This is a genomic window from Treponema sp., from assembly GCF_045657965.1.
Taxonomy (GTDB): domain Bacteria; phylum Spirochaetota; class Spirochaetia; order Treponematales; family Treponemataceae; genus Treponema_D.
In genome coordinates this window covers 60,380-81,711 of sequence record NZ_JAZOUG010000042.1, presented here as the reverse complement: position 1 = coordinate 81,711, position 21,332 = coordinate 60,380, and the positions used below count along the sequence as shown (strand labels likewise).

Annotated in this window: 22 protein-coding genes; 16 read left to right on the top strand and 6 right to left on the bottom strand. The window is 37.6% G+C overall.

Going from position 1 to position 21,332, the window contains the following annotated elements:
* A partial coding sequence (locus ACKI5B_RS01545) for a hypothetical protein (RefSeq protein ID WP_407425193.1) occupies positions 1 to 258 on the bottom strand: 258 nt, incomplete at its 3' end.
* A gap of 75 nt (positions 259 to 333) precedes the next feature.
* On the opposite strand from ACKI5B_RS01545, the gene ACKI5B_RS01540 reads away from it, so the two are divergent.
* Positions 334 to 1,260: an aldose epimerase family protein gene (locus tag ACKI5B_RS01540; RefSeq protein WP_407425192.1), complete on the top strand. Its 927-nt coding sequence runs from the start codon at positions 334 to 336 to the stop codon at positions 1,258 to 1,260.
* Between the two features lie 10 nt (positions 1,261 to 1,270).
* On the opposite strand, the gene ACKI5B_RS01535 is transcribed toward ACKI5B_RS01540, so the two are convergent.
* Entirely contained in the window at positions 1,271 to 1,705 is a 435-nt protein-coding gene (locus ACKI5B_RS01535; RefSeq protein WP_407425191.1) for an aspartate carbamoyltransferase regulatory subunit, read from the bottom strand.
* 22 nt (positions 1,706 to 1,727) lie between these two features.
* A complete protein-coding gene (gene pyrB, locus ACKI5B_RS01530) occupies positions 1,728 to 2,648 on the bottom strand; it encodes an aspartate carbamoyltransferase (protein ID WP_407425190.1) in 921 nt (306 codons plus the stop codon).
* A 28-nt stretch (positions 2,649 to 2,676) separates the two neighbouring features.
* On the opposite strand from pyrB, the gene ACKI5B_RS01525 reads away from it, so the two are divergent.
* The 6 genes from ACKI5B_RS01525 (at position 2,677) to ACKI5B_RS01500 (ending at position 6,296) form a co-directional block, all read left to right on the top strand.
* Positions 2,677 to 3,795, top strand: a complete 1,119-nt coding sequence (locus ACKI5B_RS01525) for a methyltransferase (RefSeq protein WP_407425189.1) — start codon at positions 2,677 to 2,679, stop codon at positions 3,793 to 3,795.
* Positions 3,795 to 4,415, top strand: coding sequence for a beta-ketoacyl synthase chain length factor (locus ACKI5B_RS01520; protein ID WP_407425188.1), 621 nt, complete (start codon positions 3,795 to 3,797; stop codon positions 4,413 to 4,415). The genes ACKI5B_RS01525 and ACKI5B_RS01520 overlap by 1 nt, the downstream gene beginning before the upstream one ends.
* Positions 4,416 to 4,417: 2 nt before the next feature.
* On the top strand, positions 4,418 to 4,795 hold the full coding sequence (locus ACKI5B_RS01515; RefSeq protein WP_407425187.1) for a hypothetical protein: 378 nt from the start codon (positions 4,418 to 4,420) through the stop codon (positions 4,793 to 4,795).
* Between the two features lie 63 nt (positions 4,796 to 4,858).
* Entirely contained in the window at positions 4,859 to 5,710 is an 852-nt protein-coding gene (locus ACKI5B_RS01510) for a lysophospholipid acyltransferase family protein (RefSeq protein WP_407425186.1), read from the top strand.
* Between the two features lie 63 nt (positions 5,711 to 5,773).
* Positions 5,774 to 6,040 (top strand): phosphopantetheine-binding protein, encoded by a 267-nt coding sequence (locus tag ACKI5B_RS01505; RefSeq protein ID WP_407425185.1) that lies wholly within the window; start codon positions 5,774 to 5,776, stop codon positions 6,038 to 6,040.
* 13 nt (positions 6,041 to 6,053) lie between these two features.
* A complete protein-coding gene (locus ACKI5B_RS01500) occupies positions 6,054 to 6,296 on the top strand; it encodes an acyl carrier protein (protein WP_407425184.1) in 243 nt (80 codons plus the stop codon).
* Between the two features lie 52 nt (positions 6,297 to 6,348).
* On the opposite strand, the gene ACKI5B_RS01495 is transcribed toward ACKI5B_RS01500, so the two are convergent.
* Complete coding sequence (locus ACKI5B_RS01495) at positions 6,349 to 6,486, bottom strand: hypothetical protein (RefSeq protein ID WP_407425183.1); 138 nt, start codon at positions 6,484 to 6,486, stop codon at positions 6,349 to 6,351.
* Positions 6,487 to 6,604: 118 nt separating this feature from the next.
* Between ACKI5B_RS01495 and ACKI5B_RS01490 the strand changes: the two genes are divergently transcribed.
* Genes ACKI5B_RS01490 through ACKI5B_RS01455 form a run of 8 tightly spaced genes read left to right on the top strand, consistent with a single transcriptional unit; the run spans position 6,605 to position 16,389 of the window.
* Positions 6,605 to 8,641 carry an AMP-binding protein gene (locus ACKI5B_RS01490; protein WP_407425182.1) on the top strand — a complete coding sequence of 679 codons (2,037 nt, stop codon included), beginning with the start codon at positions 6,605 to 6,607 and terminating at the stop codon, positions 8,639 to 8,641.
* Entirely contained in the window at positions 8,638 to 8,985 is a 348-nt protein-coding gene (locus ACKI5B_RS01485; RefSeq protein WP_407425181.1) for an ApeI family dehydratase, read from the top strand. The genes ACKI5B_RS01490 and ACKI5B_RS01485 overlap by 4 nt, the downstream gene beginning before the upstream one ends.
* A gap of 26 nt (positions 8,986 to 9,011) precedes the next feature.
* Complete coding sequence (locus ACKI5B_RS01480; protein WP_407425180.1) at positions 9,012 to 9,767, top strand: glycosyltransferase family 2 protein; 756 nt, start codon at positions 9,012 to 9,014, stop codon at positions 9,765 to 9,767.
* Positions 9,764 to 10,678: a lysophospholipid acyltransferase family protein gene (locus ACKI5B_RS01475; RefSeq protein ID WP_407425179.1), complete on the top strand. Its 915-nt coding sequence runs from the start codon at positions 9,764 to 9,766 to the stop codon at positions 10,676 to 10,678. Before ACKI5B_RS01480 ends, ACKI5B_RS01475 begins: the two co-directional genes overlap by 4 nt.
* Positions 10,662 to 12,959: an adenylate/guanylate cyclase domain-containing protein gene (locus ACKI5B_RS01470; RefSeq protein ID WP_407425178.1), complete on the top strand. Its 2,298-nt coding sequence runs from the start codon at positions 10,662 to 10,664 to the stop codon at positions 12,957 to 12,959. Before ACKI5B_RS01475 ends, ACKI5B_RS01470 begins: the two co-directional genes overlap by 17 nt.
* Positions 12,960 to 12,970: 11 nt before the next feature.
* On the top strand, positions 12,971 to 13,396 hold the full coding sequence (locus tag ACKI5B_RS01465) for an acyl-CoA thioesterase (RefSeq protein WP_407425177.1): 426 nt from the start codon (positions 12,971 to 12,973) through the stop codon (positions 13,394 to 13,396).
* On the top strand, positions 13,396 to 14,022 hold the full coding sequence (locus ACKI5B_RS01460; protein ID WP_407425176.1) for a LolA family protein: 627 nt from the start codon (positions 13,396 to 13,398) through the stop codon (positions 14,020 to 14,022). The genes ACKI5B_RS01465 and ACKI5B_RS01460 overlap by 1 nt, the downstream gene beginning before the upstream one ends.
* 15 nt (positions 14,023 to 14,037) lie before the next feature.
* Positions 14,038 to 16,389, top strand: a complete 2,352-nt coding sequence (locus tag ACKI5B_RS01455) for an MMPL family transporter (RefSeq protein WP_407425175.1) — start codon at positions 14,038 to 14,040, stop codon at positions 16,387 to 16,389.
* Here ACKI5B_RS01455 and ACKI5B_RS01450 read toward each other — a convergent pair.
* On the bottom strand, positions 16,386 to 17,039 hold the full coding sequence (locus tag ACKI5B_RS01450; protein WP_407425174.1) for a hypothetical protein: 654 nt from the start codon (positions 17,037 to 17,039) through the stop codon (positions 16,386 to 16,388). The two genes, ACKI5B_RS01455 and ACKI5B_RS01450, sit on opposite strands and share 4 nt — an antisense overlap.
* A gap of 3 nt (positions 17,040 to 17,042) precedes the next feature.
* Entirely contained in the window at positions 17,043 to 18,185 is a 1,143-nt protein-coding gene (locus ACKI5B_RS01445) for a C40 family peptidase (RefSeq protein WP_407425173.1), read from the bottom strand.
* 103 nt (positions 18,186 to 18,288) lie between these two features.
* Between ACKI5B_RS01445 and ACKI5B_RS01440 the strand changes: the two genes are divergently transcribed.
* Positions 18,289 to 21,315 (top strand): adenylate/guanylate cyclase domain-containing protein, encoded by a 3,027-nt coding sequence (locus ACKI5B_RS01440; protein ID WP_407425172.1) that lies wholly within the window; start codon positions 18,289 to 18,291, stop codon positions 21,313 to 21,315.
* Positions 21,316 to 21,332: the final 17 nt, after the last annotated feature.

Here is a 21,332-nt window from a genome sequence, read left to right as displayed (position 1 = left end):
AAGAGCCGGTTTCCAGCGTTTTGCAAGTGAATCTAAAAAAGAATTGAATGAAATAGTTTCGCCGGTTGAAAGCCTGTTAATAAAAACGCCGGTTATTGCAATACTGATTATTCCAGAAACAGCTGAAAAAACTATAAGTCCGCCGCAAAGAGAAAATGTTGAAATTACAAGCAGAATTGCTGAAAGAAGTACGGCATCAACCCATGAGTTTTTCAGCTGATTGAGTGCATTTTTTTTGTATTCTTTTCGGTTGAACATGTAAATCTCCGGAAAATTATATAGATGATTTTATCCTATCTCGCAACTTTATTTCAATTATGCTACATTATTTGCATGAATATCACACTTAAAAACAATAACTACGAAGTAGTTTTGAGCACGCATGGAGCAGAAATCAATTCTTTCCGAAGCGTTAAAGACGGCACTAAATATGTATTTGAAGGCCCTGAAAGTGTATGGAAATTCCACGCACCTGTTCTTTTCCCGAATGTAGGCCGCATTAAAGACGGATTCTACACTTACGGCGAAAAGGAATATCACCTTGTTAACAACGGAATGAGCCGCGACATGGAACACAAAATTGTTGACCAGTCAGAGACCAGCGCAACTTTCGAGCTTACAGAAAACTCTGAAACTGCAGACAAATTTCCATGGAAATTCAGCCTTAAAACTCACTACGAGCTCAAAGAAAACGGCTTAATCTTTACGACAACCGTAACAAACACAGATTCAACACCAATGCTTTTCTCACTCGGAAGCCACACTGCATTCTGCTGCCCGCGCAACACAGACCCTGAAGGCACAACAAATGCTGACTATCAGTATGAATTCGAGCAGAAAGAGCCTCTTACAACAGTTCTTTTAAACGACCAGGCTCAGCTTGCTGTTGACGAAGAAGGAACTGCCCCTTGTACAAAAGCTTACGGCGAAAAAAATCCTGGAATTATTCCGATTAACGCAGAAGGCTTTGGAAACGGACACTTCTTTACAGCATTCAAATCAAACTGGGTTGGACTGCGTAACAAAAAAGACGGCTCTCTCGTAAAAGTAAACTGTGCAGGCTATCCATATTTAATGGTATGGCAGGGCGGAAACGGAGCAGCCGGAGTTGAAGGCAACGGCTTTAACTGTATCGAGCCTTGGTACGGAACTGCCGATGCCGAAAACACAGAGCATGAATGGGAAGAAAAAGCTGCCCTCATCACTCTGGAACCAGGCAAATCTTTTACCGCTGACCAGTCAATTACAATCGAGAAATAAAAAGAAAATTTCAGTCGATAGAGCCTGCTGAATATAATGCATCGCAGTATTCGCAGGCATATTGAGACTTTTCTTTGTTTACAAGCTTAAAAACCGGCGGAACGTAATTTTCTGTAACCGTGATACAGCGCGGATTTTTGCAGTGAATTACGTTCTCTACCTTTTCCGGCAGTTCCATTTTAATTTTGCGGACGATTTTTTCGTCTTTAATGACTGCAATTGAAATATTCGGGTCTATAAAACCAAGCACTGAGTAGTCAATGTTTATGATGTTATCGATTTTGATGATGTCTTTTTTTCCTGACTTTTTTGACTGCACATTCATAATGAGAGCGCATGAAAAATCTGCTTTGTCTAAGCCAAGATAATGGAAAATCTGCGGTCCATATCCTGATTTGATGTGGTCAATTACCAGACCATTTTTAATTGTATCTACGTTTAACATTTTTTACTCCTGAATTTTTGCTTTACAGCACTCCAACTAATTTTGCAATTAGTGCCATGCGCACATACATTCCGTATTTTACCTGCTTAAAGTAAGCTGCACGCGGATCATCATCAACTTCAGGGGCTATTTCGTTTACTCGCGGAAGCGGGTGCAGGACAATCATGTTTTTGCGGGCAAGGCTCATTTTCTGATTGTCGAGAATGTAACTGTCTTTAAGGCGGATATAGTCCTGTTCGTTAAAGAAACGTTCCTTTTGAACACGGGTCATGTAAAGAATGTCTAAATCTCCGATTACAGATTCAAGCCGTTCAGCTGTGGTGTATTCAATTCCGGCTTCATCGAGCTCCTGAGTAACATATTCCGGAACCTGAAGTTCTTTCGGGCTGATAAAAATGTAGCGGTTGTTTTTGTAGCGGCTCATAGCTTCTGCAAGAGAGTGAACTGTGCGGCCAAATTTTAAATCTCCGCAGAAGCCGATTGTGTGACCTTCAAAGCCGCCCTGAAGCGCACGGATTGTAAGCATATCTGTTAAAGTCTGTGTCGGATGATAGTGTCCGCCGTCGCCTGCGTTGATAATCGGACAGTTTGAATACTGGCTTGCAAGAAGGGCTGCTCCTTCTTTCGGGTTTCGCATTGCAATTACATCAACATAAGAAGAAACCGTGCGGATTGTATCTGAAAGAGATTCCCCTTTTGCTGTTGAAGAATTTGCGGCATCAGAAAAACCTTCGACAGCACCTCCTAAATGAAGCATGGCCGCTTCAAAAGAAAGACGTGTTCTGGTGCTTGGCTCAAAAAAAAGTGTCGCAAGAATTTTCCCACGACACACATCATTAAATGAAGAAGGATCAACAATAATTTGTTCTGCAAGTGAGCAGATTTCATCAATCTCTGAAACTGTTAAATCATTCGGCTTTATTAAATTTCTTCCCTTTAACATAATTTGATTTTAGCATATAATCGAAATTATGAAAATGGAAAACAAGAGTTATTATTCGGATAAAATTCGTGCAATTGATGCAAAATTTGAAGCACAGAGAATTGCTTTTTCACCAATGACATTTCAGGCAATTCGTGCCCTGATTGAACTTGGGCTTTTACAGAAAATTTCTGACGCAGGCGATGAAGGAATTACTGTTGCTGAACTTTCAAAAAAATCCGGTATTTCAGAATATGGTGTGGGTGTCCTTGCAGAAATGGCACTCGGAATGGGTGTTTTAAAAATCAATGCCGATTCAACCGAAGAAGAAAATAAATCTGGCTTAGGAAAGCTTGTGCTCGGCAAAATCGGCTGGTTTTTGCTTGAAGACGATTTAACGCGCGTAAATTTCAATTTTACAAATGATATCTGTTACAAAGGCGCCTTCAACATGATTAATTCCGTAAAGAACGGAAAGCCGGAAGGACTTAAAGTTTTTGGCGATAAATGGACAACTGTTTACGAAGCACTTTCAACTCTGCCGGACCGTGAAAAAAAGTCATGGTTTGAATTCGATCATTTTTATTCTGATGTTGCATTCCCTGAAGCACTTCCAATCGTTTACGCAAAAAAGCCAAAACATCTTTTTGATATCGGAGGAAACACTGGAAAGTGGGCAATTGCTTCCTGCACTTACGATAAAGATGTTCATGTTTCAATTGTTGATTTGCCCGGACAGACTGCCGTTGCCGAAAAAAATATTAAAGACGCAGGATTTGACGGCCGTGTAAGCTTTGTAAGCGGAAATGTTCTGGATACAGAAACAAAATTACCTTCCGGAGCCGATGCTGTATGGATGAGCCAGTTTCTGGATTGTTTCAGCCTTCATCAAATCACAAAAATCCTTACAAAGATTTACAATTCAGTTGATGAAAACTGTGACATCTTTGTTATGGAACCTCTCTGGGATATGCAGAAATTCGAAGCCGAAAGCTATTCTCTGCAGGCTACAAGCCTTTATTTTACCTGTATTGCCAACGGAAACAGCAAAATGTACCGTTACGGCGAATTAGTCGAAGCCATTGAAAAAGCCGGCTTCCGTTTAGTGACCGCACATCACAATCTTGGAAGCAATTTTTATTCGATTTTGAATTTCAGAAAAGCCTGATGAAAATCTATGTAACACAGTTTGCGAAATATCAGCCTTCTCATGAAAATCCGGGTGAAATGCCGAAGCTGGAATATGTAGATTCACTTTTCCGGCGCCGGCTTTCTCAGATTACGCGCATGACAATCGAAGTTGTGCATGAACTGGTTGAGTCAAATCCTGAAAATGCAAATCTTAAGCTTGTGTTTGCTTCCTTCCGGGGCGAAATTGCCCGTCAGCTTAAAATCAATAAAGGTCTGGTAGAAGATAAAGATGTTATGCCGGCTCCATTTTCGCTTTCGGTGTTTAATACGCCGCCTGCTGCCACTACGATTGCACTTAAAATGAAAGCCGGCTATACGGCAATATACCCGGGTGAAGATAATTTTTTTAGTGCATTGACTGCTGCCGTTTCTTCAGTGCTTTGCGGTTCTGAGAAAAAAATCATTTTCGCGTATGCGGACGAAAAAATTCCCGAAGAATATGCGAATTGCAAGGGTTACAGCGAGGAATTGCCGCTTGCTTTTGCGTGTGTGCTTTCATCAGAAAAATCAGAAGGTTCCGTTGAACTTGATTTAGAAAGCGCTCAGATTTCTAAAATTTCACCAGAAGATTTTGTTAAAACTCTAAAGGGAAATTAAATATGAAAAAAAATGTATTTTTAATCACTATTTTATGTTTTATCTGGTGTGCTTTCTCATGTGTAGATGAGGATGAAAGCATTGATGTTACATTAAAAAATGATACTGACAGTTCCGTAACTTTTACATATTTTTCAGAAACTATCGATGAAAATTTACCGTTGAGTTTGGAAAGCAGTAAAACCAGGACTGTAAAATATAATCATTGTGCAGAAAGTTTAGATTTTAAGGTTTCCTACAATGACAAATTATATTCTGGAACGACCAATTATGTTCAGGATAAATCAGAATACACGATTAATGTTTTTGTAGAGAATGAAGTTTTGAAGTGCAAAGCGGCAGGAAATAATTCAGTCACAATGACAGAAATTTCTGAGTGATTTGAGTCTGGGAATCTGTGATTCAACTTTAAAAAATCTCGAATAATCATTAAAATCATAGATATGCCTAAAACAGAAACCGTTTCAAAAACAAACGCATATTCTTTTGAAAATCCGCCTCCAGTCAAAAACTATCCGCTTTACTGGTGGCATATTTTTGTAAAGATATTTTCTTTTGCTTTGTTTGGTGCGGGCACGGTTTTAATTTCAATAATCGCTTTTCCTGTCATGAAGCTGCTTTTTTGGAAAAAAGAAAAATTCAGAAAAGCAGGGCACAGGTTTATTTCCGTGATGTTCCGTTTTTTTGTATGGGTTATGACGATTCTCGGCGGAATGAAACTCACCGTAAATGACAAAAAAAAGTTCAGGTCATTAAAATCAAGTGTTGTTGTCGCAAATCATCCTTCTCTGCTTGATGTTGTTATGCTTATTGCATTGATTCCGGATGCAGACTGCATTGTAAATTCTTATCTGGCCGGTAAGAATATTGTTCACATTATTGTAAGCATGCTTTATATTCCGACCTCGCTTTCTCATGATGAAATAATGCAGAAATGTATTGCTTCTTTGAAATCCGGGAGCAATCTAATCATTTTCCCTGAAGGAACCAGAAGTTTACCTTCGGGACAGAATAAGTATAAAAAAGGTGCAGCACGGGTTGCACTTTCTGCTGATTGTCCGATTGTTCCAGTTTATATTGGTGGAAATGATAAACGCGGGCTTCGTAAGCATGATTCGATGTTTAAATTTAATACACGGCATCGTTATCATTATGACATGCATATAAAAGAAACCATTTTTCTTGATAAATACAAAGAGCTGCCTTCTCCTGCAGCCGCAAAAAGAATTACAGAATTTGTATCCCAGATTTTAAGTGACGAAAATAATAAAGATTATATTAAGTTTTATCAGTAGACTTTTTAAAGCTATTTAATTATAATTTTCCAGTTATTTTTTGATAAAATAAGGATTTTGAAAATGGACGAACTTAAACAGCAGATAAAAGAATGTATTATTTCATCTCTTGAGCTTGAAGACATTAAACCGGAAAATATCGTTGATTCTGAACCGCTTTTTGGTACAGGACTTGGTCTGGATTCAATTGACGCACTTGAACTTGGTGTTGCCCTTAAAAAGAAATTTGGAGTTAAATTCAATGCAGAAAATTCAGAAACACGCCAGCATTTTGCTTCTGTAGACGCACTGGCTACTTATATTTCTGCTGAACAGGCAAAAAATTCATAACTGGAGGTTTCAAATGACTAAAGATGAACTTTATACAAAATTAAAAGATGTTCTTGTTAATGATTTTGACATTGAAGAATCAAGCATTAAACCGGAAGCCAATATTGTTCTTGATTTAGATCTGGATTCAATTGATGCTGTTGAGTTAATTGTTAAAATGAAGCCGCTTTTAAATGGCAAAATTGAGCCGGAAATTTTCAAATCTGTAAAAACTGTTCAGGATGTTGTAGATATTCTTGAACCTCTTACAAAATAATGTTTTTTAAAATAGAGAAGCCGGACTGCTTAGTCAGCATTCCGGCTTTTTTTTAACGGCGTCGTTCAAAGTTGTAAATGAACTTCATATCAGAATTGTCCACACTGACAAGAACCCAGCCGTCGCTCTGAAGCTTTGCAAATTCAGCATCAGAAATGTTTTCGATAGTCATACATTCGCTCAAGTTCAAGAGACCCTCCTTACTCATTGGCTATGACTTCCATGAAAACTTTCTTACATTGTTTTATTGTAACATGGAATTTCCAGGAAGTCTGTATTTAATTGCTTTTTTTCGATAAAATTATGTTATGAATCTGGCCTTGAAAATTATTTTCTCCATTCTCTCAATCCTTTATCCTGTTGTAGTTTTTTCCTGTCTGGTTATTTTTCATGTTCCGGTTAAAATTTTCTCGCTTTTTATAGTTTTTATCGCACTCGTATATCTTTTAATGGCAACGAGTGGAAATCGTGCCGGTGGTGAAGTTTCATTGTCTGGCCGGCTTAAAAAAAATCTGCGTCTTTTGGTAAGTGCAGGGCTTCTGCTTTGTGCAGCCCTTGTCTGCCTTGCAACCGGACAGACGCTTTTTATCAAACTTTATCCTGTATTAATGAATGTGATTTTTCTGTTTACATTCGGAAGCACGCTCTTTTTGCCGCCGAATATCTGTTTTCGTTTTGCCTGCCTTGCCCAGAAAAACCTGGCAAAATCGCATATCGCCCGCCGTGTCGAAAAGTATTGCTTTAAAGTAACAGTGATTTGGTGCGTTTTTTTTGTTCTGAACGGTTCGGCCTCTCTATACACAGTTTTTTCAAAAAATGATAAAATATGGTCGATTTACAACGGCGGAATTGCCTACGCTCTTATGGGTATTCTTTTTGCTGTAGAATTTTTAGTCAGAATGGTGGTGAATTCAAAAATGCCGAAACTTGCGTATATTTCAAAATTTAATGCACAAAGCTGGCCTCTCGACAAAATTATGTGCTACGAGCGCAAATGGAGCGACAAAAAATACCTTACTTGGAACGATTTTTTGATTGAAACGGCAAAAATGCGGCGGTTTATCAAAAATCACGATAATTGCGAAAAATGGATTTTGCATTGCGAAGATTACTGGCTCTTTTTGTGTACTTTTGTCGCGCTTTTGCAGTGCAAAAAAGAAGTCCTGCTTACCGCAAATATAAGCCCGCTTTTTATAGAAGAAATGAAGAATGGTTCTGGAAGCACAACTCTCTTTCTGACTGACCAGACAGAAGTTGAAGGAAAGCCGCTTGAAAATGCTTTCTTTATTCCAAAGGTTCTTGAAGAAGCGGTTGCTCCATCTGAATCAGAAAAAATGACCTGCCCTCAGATTGATTCTGATGAGACAAAAATCATCCTGTATACTTCCGGTTCAACCGGCCATCCTAAGGCAGTTCACCAGCGCATGACCGAATTTGAGGCAGACAATGCCTTTATTCTTTCAAAGTGGTACGAAGAATTTGCTTCAAGAAAGCTGTGTGCGGTCAATTCTCAGCACCATATTTACGGCTTTCTGTTTACAATTTCACTTCCTTTTGCAGCAGGTGTTCCTTTCCGCCGGAAGCGGATTGAATTCCCTGAAGAATTTGAGGCTCTGGACGACGAATCTTACATCATCATTGCAGTTCCTGCTTTCTTAAAAAGAACCTGTGCCGAAATGGGCGAAAAAAAACTTCCTCTCAAAAATCCGTGGATTTTTACTTCGGGCGGGGCTGTTTCTCCGGAACTTGCAGTCGATACAAACCGCGTTTTTGGATTCTGTCCGCTTGAAGTTTACGGCTCGACCGAAACTTCAGGAATTGCTTACCGCCAGCAGACAAAAAACGGCTTAATCTGGACTCCTTTTGACAATGCTAAAATCTGGCTCGACAAGGACGACGGTTGTCTTACAATTATTTCACCTTACATTAAAGACCCGGCTGGTTTTAAAACCGGCGATTTAGCAGAAATGTATGAAGACGGAACTTTCCTTCTGAAAGGCCGGGCAGATTCCATCGTAAAAATCGAAGAAAAGCGCATTTCTGTCACCGAAGTTGAAAACCGGCTTTTGCAGAGCGGGCTTGTTTTAGACTGTTCGGTTGTTCCAATGCAGGACAGAAGACAGTATCTTGCGGCAGCGGTTGTTTTGAACGACGAAGGAAAAAAGAAATTTGAAGGTACTGAAAAATATTTAATTAACCGCCATTTCCACGATTATCTTCTGCAGTTCTTCGAAAATGTAGTTCTTCCGAAAAAATGGCGTTATCTTGAAAAACTTCCGTGCGATGTTCAGGGGAAAAAGCACAAGCCGGAAATTCAGGCACTTTTTGCAGGAGAAGAAAATTGATTCACGGAATTCCAGCAGAAGAAATTCTTGAAAAAACAGATAATTCCATTTCTCTTAAAGTGAAAATTGATGCTTCAAGCGACTATTTTGACGGGCATTTCCCCGAGTTCAAATTGCTTCCTGCCGTCGCGCAGATTGATTTACTTGTTCATTATGCTCAGAAATATTTCGGTCTGCCGCTTTCAACGCCGAGTATCAAACGCTTCAAGTTTTCGGACAAAATTTTGCCGGATGCGAATGTGCTATTCAAAATCGATTTCGATTCGGAAAAAGGACGGGTTTCGTTTGAAGTTTCAGATTTTGCGGACGGAAGAGTTTATTCAAGCGGAATATATTCCATATAACAGAAAGGAATGAGAAATTAGTAGTTATGGCAGATTTTAATCCCTGTATTTTGATTCCAGTTTACCGGCACGGAAAGGCCTGTATGAATATGATAGAAAAGCTGGAATCTTATTGCCGTGAAAAAAACGTAAAAATTATTCTCGTTGATGACGGAAATGCTGAAGAAACAAAAAACTTTCTTATACAGATAAAAAATACATATCAGGATTTTGTTGAACTTGTCGTCCTGTCTAAAAACCAGGGAAAGGGCGGTGCTTTTAAAGCGGGCATACTCCGGGCCAGCCAGCTTGGTTTTACACACGCACTTCAGCTTGATGCAGATGGTCAGCATGACTGGACCCGTTCTGATTTTTTCTTTGAAAAAGCAAAAAAAAATCCTTCTGCAATGATTTTAGGTTATCCTGAATATGATGAAAGTGTGCCGGGACACCGGAAAAACGGCCGTAAATTTGCAAATACCTGGTGTGCTCTGGTTACCTGGCAGCGCGGAATTGTTGATTCTATGTGCGGATTCAGGATTTACCCGGTTGAAGAAACTGCAAAATTTTTAACAAAGCACTATGTTGATTCACGCATGGGATTTGATATTGAAATTATTGTGAAATTAATCTGGAAAGGGCTTCCTTTTGAGTTTTATCCGGTAAAAGTAACATATCCGAGCGATGGAATTTCAAATTTTAATGTTCTTAAGGATAATGTGCGAATTTCCTGGGTATTTACCCGGCTTTGCTGCGGTATGTTTATCAGAATTCCTAAACTGCTCTGGCGAAAAATAAAATGAGTAAAAACTGGTACGAACATAAAGAAAAAACTTCTTTCGGCTATATAATGATGCTGATTGTCCTCAAAGTATTTCCTGCGTTTTTCATGCGGTTAATGGCTTATGTAATAGGTTTTTTCTACTGGCTTTTTGATAAAAATACGCGGAGAATTTCAAAAAATTATCTTTTAAAAGTTGGAAAAGGAAAATCAACTTTAAAGCATATCTGTTCATTTGCACTGAATCTTGTTGAAAATTTGCAGAGCTGGGCAGGAAAATTTTCTTTTAAAGACGTGCAGTGGCAGAATGATGATATAACTGACTGGGTAAACAATATAAATTCCGGAAAAGGCACTGTCGTTATAATGTCACATTTGGGCAATCCTCATATGATGAAGGCTCTGGCAAGCATGAATGAAGCCGGAACTGAAAAAAAAATGAGCATTACTTCCATTATCAACACCGAACTTACAGCCGGTTTTGGAAAGCTTATTTCAAAGGTTAATCCTGATTCTAATTTTCATGTAATAAGTTCAAATAATATCGGACCTGAAACTGTTCTGCTTTTACAGGAAAGAATCGAAAGCGGAGAAATGGTTGTAATTGCAGGCGACAGGGTAAGTGCTCATACTGACAGAAATATAGATGTGCCTTTTTTGGGAGAAAATGCACATTTCCCTTACGGTGTGTTTCTTCTGGCTGCACTTTTAAATGCGCCGACATATTTTGTTACAGGTTTGCGAAGAAAAGATTTTTGCATTAATCCGAAATATGATATGTTTGTTAAAAAAAATCAAATTTCTTTTGATTGTAACAGAAAGGAGAGAGAGGAAAAAATAAAACAGACTGTGGAAGGTTTTGTTCAAAATCTTGAAGATTTGTGCAGGCTTCATCCATATCAGTGGTACAATTTCTATGATTTTTGGAATTAAATTCAACTCTCTATTAAAAAACTTTCGGGACAAAGATTTCAGGACACGCTTAGCAGAATATGTTTTCCGTTTTGCTCCGCTTCTGCTGCTTTTAGTATTGTTTTTTTCACCGCTTTCAATTTCGCCGATAAATCTTTATGAGGATTCTGCAAATGTTAATTCTTCTCTGGGTTGTGAAAGAATTTTTGCTTTTAAAATGCCTTTTGATTCTAATCTTAATCTGGATTTCGGATTTGTCAGGATTCTTCTTTATCTCATATATTTCCTTCCCTGCACAGTAGTTTTTTCAATTACGGAGTTTATTCTTGAAAAAAAGCGGGAAATTTATTTTAAGAAATTAAATTATGCTTTCATACTTTCAAGTTTTACAATTTATCTTTTCTGTTCATCTGTATGTATTGTTTCTAATGCAAATTCCTTTGCCTGGTTTTTAATGCTTCCGTTTTATATTTATTTTCTGTTTCTGCTTTCTCTGGCATCGCATCTTTATTATTCCTTCCATGGAATTTTTTATCTTCGTTCAGAAAATCCCGAATATGTTGAGTACAGAAAAATCCGTGATTCACAGGGACTTCGTCTTTCCATAAAAACAAAATTTACTTTTGTAATAACCTTTCTTATTGTAATAATTTTGTTTGCTTTTATGCTTTTGATTCTTAACAGCTACAAAAAAATGTTTACTGAAGCTGTCAGCGATGTAGGCCGTGCACAGGCAGAACAGACAGCGGCTGTTTATGATTCTGCTGAAGGAAAATACGAAAAAATCAAGACATTTTTTGATGAACAACGGGAAGCAAATAAATATGCAGAAACTCCTTTTGAGCGGATTGATATTATTATAACTATGGATTCTGAGCCGGTTATTTTTATCGAAAACTGGGAAAATTCTTCTGAACTTCCAGAGTTTAATGTCTTTGCGTATACAACAGGAAAACCTCTTTCAATTTCTGATTCAGAAAAAATGCTTACACCAGCTCAGGCAAGGGATTATTTAAAACGTTATAAAAACGGAGCTTACAAAAAGGAATATGTCTTTAATAAAGCTGAGCATACCTGCAAATATATTTACCCTGTTACGCTGAGCCGTAAAGCCGGACATAAGCTGATTGGTTTTGCAATAGTCACCTATAAGCAGCAGGTTCTCATGCGCCAGTATTTCAGGACGAAAATTTTTGTCTTTACGATAATTACTGTCTTTTTGTATCTTTCAATTATTTTTTCGATTCTGCTGGCAGATTTTATTTTTAACCCCATGCTTTTCCTTCGTAAAAATGTTCATAAGACTTCAAAATCAATAGAAAAGATTTTACGGGGAACTGCGAAAAATACTTCTTCTGCCGTAAAATTTAATGACACAATCAAAACAAAAGATGAAATAAAAGATTTATCCCTTGAAATTGGAGAAATGGTTAATCTGATAAAGGGAATTATGCCTTATGTTTCATTTTCTACACTGCAGCATGCCGAAAAAAACGGCGGGGAAACAAAATCAAATAGTAAAAGCACCAAAGCAAGGGATTTGTGTTTTCTGTTTACAGATATCCGGGGATTTACTTCGCTGTGTGAAGGTATTCCGCCAAAAGAAGTTGTTGAGATTTTAAATCATTACCTTGATATTGAAACAGAGATAATTTTAAATAACGGCGGCGATGTTGATAAATATGTCGGTGATGAAATGATGGCGTTTTTTTCAGGGCCGCGTAAAGAAATTAATGCCTGTAAAGCTGCCATGGAAATTCGTTCTGCAATGCGGGAAGAACAAAAACTTTCTGTCGAAACAGGAAAAACCTACGTTTCAATAGGAATTGGAATCAATACAGGAGAAGTAATTTTTGGCTCTGTCGGTTCTCAGACACGAAAAGATTTTACATCAATTGGCGATACAGTTAATCTGGCGGCCCGTCTGGAAAGTGCTAACAAAGCATACGGGTCAAAATCCATAATAAGTGAATCAGTTTATAAAAAATTAAAAGGAATGTTTATCTGCCGTGAACTTGATTTTATTACAGTAAAGGGTAAAACTGAGCCTGTAAAGATTTATGAAATTCTGCAGCAGAAAGCTAAGGCAAGTCCAAAGCTGACAGAAATTAAAAATCTTTTTGAAGAAGGACTGAAGTATTATCGTGAACAGAAATGGGAAAAAAGCGAAAAATATTTTTCTGAGTGTGCTTCAAAATATAATGATTTACCATCTGTTGTATTTTTAGATAGAATAAATCACTTTAAAAATAATCCGTTGCCAAAAGACTGGGATGGTGTTTTTAAAATGAGCGTAAAATAATGGGAGAAAATATGAATTTATCAACAGAAATTGAATTCAAAGTAGATTTTAATGATTGTGATCCGATGCGTATTGTATGGCATGGGAATTACATTAACTATTTTGAACGTGCCCGCTGCGCTTTACTTGATAAAATCGGTTACAATTATATTGCAATGGAAGAATCCGGTTATTCTTTTCCTGTTACTGATGTAAGAGTAAGATATATGAAATCTCTGCGTTTCGGTGATATCTGCAGGGCAAAAGCAACTCTTGTTGAATATGAAAATATGATTAAAATTGATTTTGAACTGTACAATACAAAAACCGGTGAACTTACTACAAAGGGAACTGTCAGTCAGATGTGTATTGATTTAAAAACCGGTGAAACTCAATTTGTCTGCCCAAAAATCTGGCTTGATAAAGTCGAACACTTTCTGGCTCAGGGAGGCTTCTGATGAAAAATTTAAAAATCATTTCTGCAGCTTTCTTTTTACTTTTTAGTTCACTCTGCTTTGCACAAAATTCTTCCGGCAATTCAGATTTTGAAAAAGTTTGCACTAAAATTTCTTCTCAAAAAATCACAAAAGGAAATTTCAATCAGACTAAGCTGATTAAAAAAATTTCCAGAGAAATAAAATCTTCAGGAACTTTTATTATCTGTGCAGACAGAGGAATTCTCTGGAATACTTTAAAGCCGTTTAAATCTTCCATGGCAATTACAAAATCAGGAATTATTCAAACTGCCCCAAACGGGAAAAAAACTTTTTTAAATTCCGGCAGTAACGCGACTTTTGTGCAGTTTTCTCTTTTAATTTCTTCACTCTTTAACGGCGATTTTGATTCCTTAAATAAAAATTTTGACATTGAATTTATCGACTCTGAAGAAAGCTGGAATATGAATCTTACTCCAACTGATTCTACTGTCCGCACTTTTATAGAAGTGATAGAAATGGCCGGGGATTCAAAAATTAACAGCATGGTTCTGCACGAACCAGCCGGTGACTTTACAAAATACGAATTTTCAAATCAGACATATCCGGATTCACTTTCTGATGATGAAAAATCTGCATTTGAGGAATAAAATTTTAAAATTACTATGAAAAAACGATTTGCCTGTATCTGGATTTTTTTTCATGCGGCTGTAATTTCTGCCTTTTTGATTTCGCTTGCTTTTTCACCGGAAATTAATTTTGCTACGAGTTTATTTGACATTTTGCCGCCTTCTTCATCTTTGCATGAAGTTCAGTCAGCAGATGCGGCTCTTGCTTCAAAAACAGGCCGTGCAGTTACAGTGCTCGCAAAAGGCGAAACTTTTGAAAAAGCTAAATTTAAAGCAGCAGAATTTTATTCGCATTATGTGGATTCAGAAAACCGGCTGAATGCGGATTATTTTGATTCACTTTCTCTTTATGTAAATTCAAATTCTGTTGCCGAAATTACATACTGGCTTTTTAAAAACCGGTATAACCTTATTGATGATGAAACCTGTGAACTTTTAGAAAACGGTGGTGCAGAAGAAGTTGCCGAAGAAGCTCTTGCCAGTGTTTACGGGGCTTTCAGTTTTTCAGATTTATCTGTTCTTGAAGAAGATCCTTTTTTGCTTACAGAACGAAGCTTAAAAAGATTTTTAGAAGGTGGTGCACTTTCTTCAACTTCAATGTCGCTGCATGATGAAGTTCTTGCTGCTCAAAAAGACGGTTTATGGTATGTGCTGATTCGGGGAGTAATTTCTGAAAAAGGCGCAGCTCTTACTGGAAAAAACAGTACAGTCAGAAATATTTACAGTTTCTGTGATAAAGACCAGTTTGTGTTTTCTGGAGTTCCTTTTCACAGTTATGAAAGTTCAGCAAGTGCACAGACTCAAATTTCTGTGATTTCAACAATTTCTTTGATTTTAATTATTGTTACATTTCTTTTTATATTCCGTTCATTTATGCCGGCTTTTATTTCAGCACTGGCAGTTGTTTTTTCATGTGGAATCGGTTTTATATCGGTTCTCTTGTTTTTCAGGGGAATACATGTCCTTACATTTGTTTTTGGAACAACACTGATTGGAACCTGTCTGGATTATTCAATTCATTATTTTGTAAACTGGAAAGGAAATTCTCTCTGTCGCACTGGTGAAGATGTACGAAATCATATTTTCCGCGGAATAACGCTTGGTTTTGTTTCAACAGAAATCTGTTTTGCAGCATTATTTTTTGCTCCGTTTCCTTTGTTAAAGCAGGTCAGTGTATTTTTATTTATGGGACTTCTTGCTTCGTATTTAACTGTAATTGCAGTGTATCCGCTTTTAAAAAATCCTGAATTAAAAGGCATTGCTGTTCCTAAATTAATAAATTTCCAGAATAATAAAAAGACTTTATGCCGGTATAAGAAATTTGTTCCGTTTGTTCTGGTAATTTTTTCTGTTTCTGTGATTCTGATTAACTACCGTTCGTTTGGAATCAAGAACAATATTAAAGAACTTTATTCAATGTCTGATCAGATGCTTCAGAATGAAATTATGTCTGCAAAAGTTTTGAATACAGGTTCGAGCGGCTGGTATTTTATTGTGAAGGCAGATTCAGAAGAAGAACTTTTACAGAAAAACGAAGAGCTTGCAGAATTTTTAAACAGTGCAGTAAATGAAAAGAAACTCGGAAACTATCTGTCGGTTGTTCAATTTATTCCTTCCCAGAAAAAGCAGAGAAAGTCATATCTTGCTTCGGAAAAACTTCTGCCTCTGGCTGAAAGCCAGTTTGAAGTGATTGGATTTGGAAATAATTCTGACAATTATGAAAATAACTACCGTTCGTTAGAACATGGTTATATTACCCCTTCTGATTCTGATATTCCAGCATCAATAAAAGAAGCCGTTTCAAATCTCTGGATTGGAAAAATCGGGGATAAGTTTTATTCATGTGTTCTGCCTTTACATGCCAGCGCAGATGAAGAAATTTATTTCAGGGAATATGCTTCTAAAAATGAAGGTATTTTCTTTGTAAATAAGGTAAAAGATATTTCTGCACAGCTGGATGTTCTTTCAAAGACCATGTTATTGATGCTTTTATTTGCTTTTATTGTTGTAATCATAGTTCTGTGTTTTTGTTACAGATTGAACTTAGTCATAAAAATTGCAGCCATTCCATTTATGGTTACGGTTATTACGACGGCGGTTCTTTTTTTATGCAGGATAAACTTAAGTTTTTTCCCGATTACTGCCCTTGTTTTGATTTTCGGGCTTGGACTGGACTATATTATTTATATGGTTGAAGGAATAAAAAATAAAGCCGGAAAAACAGAAAATTTAAACAATTTTGCAATTGTTCTTTCTTTTTTTACGACAGCACTTTCATTTGGAGCACTTGCTTTTTCTTCATTTGCTCCGGTTCATATGCTTGGACTTACGGTTTTTGCGGGTCTCAGTGCAGCGGTGCTCAGTGCGTTCTGCCTTACGGAAGATTAATACTTTAGTTCCCAGCGGGTTTCGGCTTTTGTGAAAAGCTCGCCAAGTGAAATTGTTTCTTTTAGTGTTTTTTTGCCGTCTGGGGAAGAAAGCGAGACTGTGAGTTTTCCGCCTGTAATTTCATCTGCAAAAGCAGGTCCGTACATTGATGCCAGAAGTTCGCGGTATTCTGCAGCTGTCATTTTTTCGCCGATAAGGGCAGGAATCATCATTAAATCAAGATAAGATTTTGCTTCGTCATCTAAAATTTCATAAAAAGCCAGAATTTGTGAAGTTCCTATTGTAAGAGAAAGAGAGTTTTCTGACTTAGAAAGAATTCCTGTTTTGCAGAGAACATTATTTGAAAACGGTGAAATTTTCCCGTCTGCAGAAATTTCTGTTGAGGAAGGAAGTTCTGCCTTTGGATTTTGAACTCCGGCTGATTTTAAAAGCGAGAGAATGTCTTCTTTTTTGAAAATTGGTGAAGAAGCATCCAGACCCATAAGGGTCTTTAAAGTTTTAGCTGTATTTTGCGAAAATCCGGTTGTAAAGGAAACATCAGCTGAATCACTATTTCCGGCTTTTACTGAAATTTGCGGAAGACATGATACAAACAGTGAGGAAAAAAATATAAGGAAAATCGAAAAATATTTAAAAGAAAATTTTTTCATACTTTATAAAACATTGTTCAGCGGAAGCGTTACGCGCAGACCCGTTGCAAAAACCAGACCGGTTGCAGCACTTTTTGAAAAAGAGAGTGCACTCCCGTCAGTTTTATTAAAAACTGTGTAATGAATGTCCTGTACAAAAGAAATCATTGTTTTTCCAGCTTTAAAACCCGGCGTACTGAAACATGCACCGATTATGCCTGGAAAAAATGAGTTTTCTATCCGTTCATTAGATTTGGAAGGCAGGTATGGTGTACCGATTGAAATTACCGGTCCTGCAAAAATCCTGAAATATTCGTTTAAAGTTAAGGAAATTACGAACGGAAGCTGGAAATTTCCTGTTCCGGCATCGTAGCGGATATATGTTCCAAAGCCGGGCTGCAATGTATTTCCTGCATAGCGTACATGAAACATTGTATCAACGCCTCTTGAATTGAGTTTAAAGTAATCACAGGTAAAAAAACTCCAGTCCCACGAAATTGATGCGTCAACTATCAGTGAGGACAGAAAAGAACCGGATGAATAATTATCTGAATATGAATTTGCTGAAGCTGTACCGGCTGATGTGGAATTTTGAGAAGTACCTGAGCTTTTATTAACAACCTGTTCTGCATATTTTTGAGGATTTGAATCAGCGAGTAAATCTGAATTTGATGCCGGAAGATATCGCCGCGTGCAGTAATAATGTGCTTTCCAGTAAGATTCTTTTAGTGATGAAACAATTACGCCTGTGTTCGGACCGTCACTTGCAGCATGAATAAACTGGTTGCCGCCGATATAAAGGGCAACATGTGAAACATCTCCGCTGGCGGTTGTCTTGAAGAAAAGAAGATCTCCTGCTTCCCGTGTATTTGCATCAATTTCCTTACAGAAATTAAAAATTGCCTTGGTTGTGCGTGGGAGCTGCACTCCGATTGATTCTCTGGAAACTGTAAAAATAAGTCCTGAGCAGTCAAAAGAATTTGGTCCTATTCCACCGGAAGCATAAGGTTTTCCGACAAACTGTTTAGAATAATCAACCATTTTTTGTCTTGCGATTGCAGCTTCACCTGGAGTCATTTTGACATTATTCTGTGCGCAAAGTCTTGGAACAGTCAGTACAAATATGAAAAATGCAAATGTGTAAAAAACTACTTTTCGTGTGCTCATATATTAATTATCGGAAAAAAAGAGAAGCTATGCAAAAAAAATATAAAAATATCTGAAGAAAATACTCGATTTTTGATAAAAAAAGTCTTAAAATCTTCTTATTATGAAAAAGATTTTATCAGCTGTTTTCTTATTATTTTCAAGTGTTTTGATTTTTGCAGAAGATACATATTTTGATAATTATGTTTGCAGAATCTGGAATTCTTTCGGCGGTTTAACAGGAACAACTGCAACTGATATTTTTCAGACAACTGACGGCTATATAAACATCGGAACCTACGAAGGCTTAGTCAGATTTGACGGTCTTGAATTTACGACCTTGCGCCGTTCCCGTGATAATGATTTAAAATTTGCTTCCGTCCGAACAATTCTTGAAGACAGGCATGGAAATCTCTGGATTGGTGCAAATGATGAAGGAGTTCAGAAAATTTCCCAGGACGGCAATAAACATTATAATATGGAAACAGGCCTTCCTAATAATTCGGTCCGTGCTCTTTGTGAAGATTTGCATGGAAATATCTGGATTGGAACGGCTTCAGGAATTGCTTATCTTACACCGGCAGGCCATTTGATAACTCCTCAGTTCCAGGCCGGTACTGTTTCAAAAGGTGTTCTTACAACTTCATTATACTGCGATACTGCCGGCAGAGTCTGGCTTATTACAGGAAATGAAAAAGGTCTTTTCGTTTATAAAGACGGTCTGTTTTATACTCTTCCTGAACTTGATCAGTACGGAAATTATTTTTGTACTGCCATTGCTCAGGATTTAAACGGGGATTTCTGGCTTGCTATGGGCAACCTGGGACTGTTTAAAATTTCAAACGGCTATGTCCGAAAGGTTACTACAGGTAAAATTCTTGATGAAAGTCCGACATGGTCAATTTATACGGCAACTGACGGTACAATCTGGTTTGGCTGTGAAAAAGGAATTGTAGTTTACAGCAACGGAGTTTTTTCTGAATATAAAGGTAACGGAAAGCAGATTGCAAAAATTAACAAAATTACCTGTGACAGAGAAGGCGGAATCTGGTTTGCAACAGACAGAAATGGTGTAGGCCGTCTTACTCATGGAAAATTCCGTGTTACAAAACTGGGAACTGCAGCAAATGCAATTACTGAAGATTTACATGGCCGTTACTGGGTAGGTACAGATAATGGTGTGCGCTGTTATGTAGAAAACAAAGAGGTTCAGAATAAACTTACAGAATATACAAAAGGCATAAGAATCCGCCATGTTGGAATCGCTTTAAATGGTGATATCCTTGTCAGCTGTTATAAAAAACCAGGTCAGCTCCGTTACAATATCGGTACGGGAAATATAAAAAGCTGGACAACTGATAACGGGCTTGTTGGTGATAAAGTTCGTGTTGCCATTGAAACAAATCCGGATGAACTTTATGTCGGTACAACAACCGGTTTAAGTATCATCAGTCCGAACGGTGAAATAAAATCCTTAAAGCAGCTTGACGGTCTTGAAAATGAATATGTAATGTGTATTTACAAAGACACTAATGGCGTTGTCTGGGTTGGAACTGACGGCGGTGGTATTTTCTTAATGAAAAACGGTGCCATTATTTCTCATATTTCTTCAGAAGACGGTCTTATCGGAAATGTAATTTTTAAAATCTCTCAGGATAAACACGGCGTTTACTGGGTTTGTACAGGAACCGGAATCAGCAGAATTCACCCTTTTGACAGTGTTCATTCTGTTCCTGCAAAGTATGAAAATTTAAATTCTGAACAGGGACTGGGAACAGACTCGGTTTTCCAGATTATTCCTGATACAGCAGGGGATGTCTGGATTACAAGTAATTATGGAATTGCTTCAGCACATTTTAATGATTTTGTTGATGCTGCAAGCGGTGTTTCAGAAAGTATTGATATTAAATTTTATAACCGTAATGACGGTCTTGATTCAGACGGACCTACATCAACTGCTTTGAGCATTTGTGATTCAAGGGGCAGAATGTGGTTTACAATGGTAGACGGTTTTGCTGTTTATGATCCTCTTAAAATTAAAGAAAATCCTGTCAGTCCGCTTGTTCATATTGAAACTGTAAAAATTGACAATCTTGAATATAAAAAGCCGCGTCAGGAAATTGCCTTAAAGCCGGGAACCAAGCGCGTAGATATAAAATTTACGGGAATCAGTTTTGATGCACCGGAACGAATTCAATTTGCTCACAGGCTTACAAACTTTGAAGATTCATTTGGTGCTCCGGATTCTAAGCGGGTTGTTTCGTATACGAACCTTAAGCCTGGAAAGCATACCTTCCTTGTAAGTGCTATAAACGGTGACGGTCTGTTTTCTCAGGAAGCGGTTGCCATGCTGTTTGTTCAAAAGCCGTACTTCTATCAGATGCCGGTTTTCTGGATTATCAGCCTGATTCTTTTCCTTGCCATTATAACACTTATATTTTATTTGAAGCAGCGTGCCATTAAACTTGAAAATATCCGTCTTGAAAATATGGTTCAAATCCGTACTGCAGAACTTGCTCAGGAAAAGGATAAATCTGACTATCTTTTGCGTTCAATTCTGCCCGATAAAATTGCAGAAGAGCTCCGTGATAATATTCATTCAATTGGTGAAGACTTTTCTGATGTTACTCTGCTCTTTTCAGATATTGTCGGTTTTACAAAGACTTCAAGCGGTCATACTGCTAATGAAATTGTTAGTGCGCTTAATGATTTGTTCAGCCGTTTTGATGAACGGGCTAAGCGGATGGGTGTTGAAAAAATCAAAACAATCGGAGATTCCTACATGGCAGCGTGCGGAGTTCCTTCTCCAAAAGAGCGCCATGCCGAAATCATGGTTGAATTTGCAAAGGGAATGTACAAAGATCTGGCCGATTATAATAAAACGGCAGAAATTCAGTTCAATATCCGTGTCGGTTTAAACTGTGGTCCTGTAACGGCAGGTGTAATCGGAAAAACTAAATTCATTTATGATGTCTGGGGAAATACAGTAAATGTTGCAAGCCGAATGGAAACAGCCTGTACACCGGGCAAAATTCGAGTCAGTAAAGCTATGTATGACCATTTAAAAGATACCAATATCACATTCACAGAACCTATGGAATGTGATATAAAAGGTAAAGGAAAAATGGTAACATATGAAATCGTGGAGTAGAGAATCTTTTTCTAGGA

Coding starts and splice junctions, on each gene's coding strand:
- ACKI5B_RS01510 (WP_407425186.1), top strand. CDS start 4,859: ATGCCTAAAACAGAAACCGTTTCAAAAACAAACGCATATTCTTTTGAA.
- ACKI5B_RS01465 (WP_407425177.1), top strand. CDS start 12,971: ATGAATTTATCAACAGAAATTGAATTCAAAGTAGATTTTAATGATTGT.
- ACKI5B_RS01440 (WP_407425172.1), top strand. CDS start 18,289: ATGAAAAAGATTTTATCAGCTGTTTTCTTATTATTTTCAAGTGTTTTG.
- ACKI5B_RS01470 (WP_407425178.1), top strand. CDS start 10,662: ATGATTTTTGGAATTAAATTCAACTCTCTATTAAAAAACTTTCGGGAC.
- ACKI5B_RS01505 (WP_407425185.1), top strand. CDS start 5,774: ATGGACGAACTTAAACAGCAGATAAAAGAATGTATTATTTCATCTCTT.
- ACKI5B_RS01520 (WP_407425188.1), top strand. CDS start 3,795: ATGAAAATCTATGTAACACAGTTTGCGAAATATCAGCCTTCTCATGAA.
- ACKI5B_RS01500 (WP_407425184.1), top strand. CDS start 6,054: ATGACTAAAGATGAACTTTATACAAAATTAAAAGATGTTCTTGTTAAT.
- ACKI5B_RS01525 (WP_407425189.1), top strand. CDS start 2,677: ATGAAAATGGAAAACAAGAGTTATTATTCGGATAAAATTCGTGCAATT.
- ACKI5B_RS01535 (WP_407425191.1), bottom strand. CDS start 1,705: ATGTTAAACGTAGATACAATTAAAAATGGTCTGGTAATTGACCACATC.
- pyrB (WP_407425190.1), bottom strand. CDS start 2,648: ATGTTAAAGGGAAGAAATTTAATAAAGCCGAATGATTTAACAGTTTCA.
- ACKI5B_RS01475 (WP_407425179.1), top strand. CDS start 9,764: ATGAGTAAAAACTGGTACGAACATAAAGAAAAAACTTCTTTCGGCTAT.
- ACKI5B_RS01490 (WP_407425182.1), top strand. CDS start 6,605: ATGAATCTGGCCTTGAAAATTATTTTCTCCATTCTCTCAATCCTTTAT.
- ACKI5B_RS01450 (WP_407425174.1), bottom strand. CDS start 17,039: ATGAAAAAATTTTCTTTTAAATATTTTTCGATTTTCCTTATATTTTTT.
- ACKI5B_RS01515 (WP_407425187.1), top strand. CDS start 4,418: ATGAAAAAAAATGTATTTTTAATCACTATTTTATGTTTTATCTGGTGT.
- ACKI5B_RS01540 (WP_407425192.1), top strand. CDS start 334: ATGAATATCACACTTAAAAACAATAACTACGAAGTAGTTTTGAGCACG.
- ACKI5B_RS01460 (WP_407425176.1), top strand. CDS start 13,396: ATGAAAAATTTAAAAATCATTTCTGCAGCTTTCTTTTTACTTTTTAGT.
- ACKI5B_RS01455 (WP_407425175.1), top strand. CDS start 14,038: ATGAAAAAACGATTTGCCTGTATCTGGATTTTTTTTCATGCGGCTGTA.
- ACKI5B_RS01480 (WP_407425180.1), top strand. CDS start 9,012: ATGGCAGATTTTAATCCCTGTATTTTGATTCCAGTTTACCGGCACGGA.
- ACKI5B_RS01445 (WP_407425173.1), bottom strand. CDS start 18,185: ATGAGCACACGAAAAGTAGTTTTTTACACATTTGCATTTTTCATATTT.